Origin of the sequence: Ideonella azotifigens (genome assembly GCF_006519715.1) — a bacterium.
Lineage (GTDB): Bacteria > Pseudomonadota > Gammaproteobacteria > Burkholderiales > Burkholderiaceae_C > Ideonella > Ideonella azotifigens.
Genome location: NZ_VIDT01000888.1, coordinates 1 through 1,895, shown reverse-complemented (window position 1 = coordinate 1,895; position 1,895 = coordinate 1). Strand labels below are relative to the sequence as shown.

The window sequence follows — 1,895 nt, the reverse complement described above, 5'->3', positions numbered from 1 at the left end:
CAACGGCGTGGCCAGCAACGTGCAGCTGAGCGCCCAGGTCAGCCGCACCACACCGGCCGATGGCCCGTTCAGCGCCAGCTTCGGCATCGCCCCGGTCGACAGCGACGGCGTGAAGATGCTCGCCTACGACCTGGACACCAACCTGCCCGCTGACGGAACCAGCGACCACACGCAGCTGGCCAGCATCGTGCTGCGTCACGGCCGATTGAGGCTCCTCAATGCCATTGGCGCGGCAGACCGCGCACTCAGCATGCCGCTGCAGGCCCAGTACTGGAACGGCAGCGCCTGGGCACCGAACACGCTGGACAGCTGCACCAAAGTGCCGGCCACCGCGGTCAACTTCGGCAACTACCGCAAGACCCTCACCGCCGCCGACACCAACCTTGTCGCGACCAGCATCACGCTGTCTGCAGGCCAGGCCAGCCTGGTGCTCAACGCGCCCACGGCCACCCACCGCGGCAGCGTCGACGTGGCCTTGAGCCTGGGCAGCACAGCAGCAGACGTCTCCTGCCTGCAACCCTGGACGCCCGGCACCGGCGACGCCGCCAGCACAGGCGCGAGCCTCGCCTACCTGCGCGGTGCCTGGTGCGGCGCGGGCACCGACAAGGACCCCACCGCACGCGCCAGCTTCGGGCTGTATCGCGGCGCGGACCCGCTGATCTTCTCGCGGGAGAACTACTGAGCTGGCGCCGGTTTCGAAAGCCTCAGATGCCCGTCCGGCACCAGCATCAGCGCCGCCGAGGCGTACAGCGGGTGAAACTCCGGGACCATTTCGCCCTTGATGACCACCGGGTCGGTGGCGACCAGGGTCTTCGCTTCTTCGACGGTGGGCACGGCAAAGATGAACATGCCGCGCCAACCGTCGTCGCCGTCGAAGGGGCCGGCGATGGCGAGTTTGCCGGCGTCGGCCAGGCGCTTCATGTTGGCGAAGTGGCCTTTGAACATCTCGTCGCGTTCCGGGCCAGTTGGCACGCGGTTCGGGCCGGTCTTCAGGATCACGAGGACGTACTGGCGCATGCCATTGTCGTTGCCGCCGAGCTTGGCGGCGAGCACCGGGTCGTAGGCTGGCGGTGCAACGGCCGCGGCTGACTGTGCGTGCGCCGAGGCGCCAAGAGTCAGCGCGATGCTGCTGGCCGCCAACCGCAGGAACTTGAGCTTGGACATGGGTTTCCCCCGTGATCGGCAAGGGCTTGATGCTAGCCCCCAAGGCCCGGATCTGCCCGCGTTCGCGCCCCTTTTCAGGGCTTCGCTTTCGCGGCCGGTCCGCAAAATCCCGGGAAAGCAGTACCTCTCGTGCGGCGCCCTGGGCGCGCACTTCCTTCATGCAGTCAACCCGGTCCTCGTGATGCCTGCCTTCCGCGCCCTTTCGGTTTTTCGCCCCGCCCGCTTGCCTTCGACGGCCCGGCCGCGCGCGTCCGCGCGCTGGCTGGAATACGCGCTGCAAGCGGCCATCGTCGGCTGGCTGTGCCTGTGGATGATGCCAACGCCTGTGATGGCCGGGGAAGGCCCGGATGGCGGCGCCACGCAACCCCTTTCCACGGACGAGAGCACCTGAGATGAAGCTGCGCTGGCCCTGGCAACGCAACGCCCGCGGGAATCGGCAAGACCGGCTGGTGTTCTGCAGCACGCCTGAAGGCCTGGCCTGGCTGCGCGCAGAGCCGGCAGGCGGCCGGCTGCGCCTGGCTTCGCATGGCGAGCTGGCCCGCGACGGCCAGACCGACGCCGAATGGACCCGCGCGGTGCGCCAGCTGGGCTTGCCGAATGGCTCGCCGGCGACCGCCGTGCTGCCGCTGCAAGCCTACCAGCTGCTGCAGATCGAAGCCCCGGTGGTGCCGGCCGACGAACTGCGCGCAGCCGCCCGCTGGCGCGCCAAGGACATGGTCAACGGCCACATC

2 protein-coding genes and 2 pseudogenes are annotated in these 1,895 nt (G+C 69.1%); 3 read left to right on the top strand and 1 reads right to left on the bottom strand.

All coding sequences use genetic code 11. The annotated features are described in order from the left end of the window. Nucleotides 1-682, top strand: a pseudogene (locus tag FKP22_RS33020) (DUF6701 domain-containing protein); the annotation flags it as partial. Here the strand turns inward: FKP22_RS33020 and FKP22_RS28910 are convergent. Then, nucleotides 676-1,053 carry a YciI family protein gene (locus FKP22_RS28910; protein ID WP_170201161.1) on the bottom strand — a complete coding sequence of 126 codons (378 nt, stop codon included), beginning with the start codon at nt 1,051-1,053 and terminating at the stop codon, nt 676-678. The pseudogene FKP22_RS33020 and the gene FKP22_RS28910 overlap by 7 nt on opposite strands. Before the next feature lie 70 nt (nt 1,054-1,123). Here FKP22_RS28910 and FKP22_RS28905 point away from each other — a divergent pair, with 70 nt between their 5' ends. After that, nucleotides 1,124-1,555, top strand: coding sequence for a hypothetical protein (locus FKP22_RS28905; protein ID WP_170201160.1), 432 nt, complete (start codon nt 1,124-1,126; stop codon nt 1,553-1,555). A gap of 1 nt (nt 1,556) precedes the next feature. Beyond that, a pseudogene (locus FKP22_RS28900) lies at nt 1,557-1,895 on the top strand (hypothetical protein); the annotation flags it as partial.